General features: G+C 59.5%; 1 protein-coding gene. It reads right to left on the bottom strand.

Annotated features, from left to right (window positions below; all coding sequences use genetic code 11):
- Positions 1 to 41 precede the first annotated feature (41 nt).
- Positions 42 to 1,222 (bottom strand): IS3 family transposase gene (locus tag QMK17_RS26230; RefSeq protein WP_283512212.1). Its coding sequence is split into 2 segments (ribosomal slippage): positions 42 to 955 and positions 955 to 1,222, totalling 1,182 coding nucleotides; the frame shifts between segments, so codons are not numbered across the junction.
- Positions 1,223 to 1,292: the final 70 nt, after the last annotated feature.

The raw sequence follows: 1,292 nt of genomic DNA, 5'->3' as shown, positions 1-1,292 counted from the left end.
TGATCTGCCGCGGGGATTTCGGACACTGGAGATGGTTAAATTCAGGCCGCGTTGTCGTGCTGCCGGTAACTGTAGTGGACATCGTTCGGGGCTTGGTAGTCGAGAGCTGAATGCCTGCGTCGAGGGTTGTAGAAACCTTCGATGTACTTGATGACGTCCTGTCTGGCTTGGGTTTTCGTCGCATAGACAGTCCGATAGACGCATTCGTTCTTCAGCGCAGCGAAGAAACTTTCGGCCATACTGTTGTCCCAGCATTGACCGGTCCGTCCCATCGAGGACCGCATCCCCAGAGCTGCCACCAACGCCCGATAGGCCTGCGAGGTGTAGACGCTGCCCCGATCGGAGTGAAAAATCGCCTCCGGCTCGACCAGGGAGGTCGCAGCGGCATTGCTCAGAGCGGCTGCGATGAGCTCGGTGCGCATATGATCAGCGATCGACCAGCCCACCACCTTGCGGGAGAAGCAATCGATGACGGTCGCCAAATACACGAACCCTTGCCAGGTGTGGATGTATGTGATGTCGCCGACGAACTTGACCCCAGGGCGATCGGCAGTGAAGTCCCGGTTGACCAGGTCCGGGACCGCGTCGTCGGCACCAGAGTGCGTGGTTGTCCGAAACGGTCTCGGCTGGCACGGAACCAGCTCGTGTTCGCGCATGATGGAGCGGACCAGCTCCGGGGAGCACTCGACGCCGCCGGCGCGGAGGTCTGCATGGATGCGCCGGTACCCGTAGGTGCCGTGCGCTGCGCCGAAGAACACTCGAATCTGCTGAGCTAGAACATCTCTACGTTTCGACGTTGCTGACTGCGGTCTGCTGCGCCAGTGATAGAAACCGGAGGTGGACACCTCGAGCCAGCGACACCGGTCGAGGACCGATGTTGCCGCGGAGTCGTCCGCGACATAGGAATCGATGAACTCGTACTTCGCCACTATCGTGGATCCCGCGCGAAGTACGACGCTGCTTTTTTCAAAAACGCTGCCTCGGAGCGCAATTCACGAACTTCTCGTTCGAGCTGAGCCAGGCGGGCGCGTTCGGTGACGGTCAGTTCACTGCCTTCGCCGCCGCCGTGAGTGTCACGATACTTGGCGAGCCATCGACGCAGGCTGTCGTCGCCGACTCCGTAGGCTTTGGCGACTTCGCTGATCGGCTTGGACGAATCGATCACCTCTCGGCACAGTTCATCTTTGAACTCTGCCGAGAACGATCGCCGAGATCTGCTCATGCTGGTCGGACTCATTTCAGTAGATTCCTATTCTAAGCGGGTCCACTGTCCGAAATCCTTGGGCCGATCA

The sequence above is a fragment of the Rhodococcus sp. G-MC3 genome (genome assembly GCF_030063335.1).
Taxonomy (GTDB): domain Bacteria; phylum Actinomycetota; class Actinomycetes; order Mycobacteriales; family Mycobacteriaceae; genus Rhodococcoides.
This window is presented reverse-complemented; position numbering and strand designations above follow the sequence as displayed.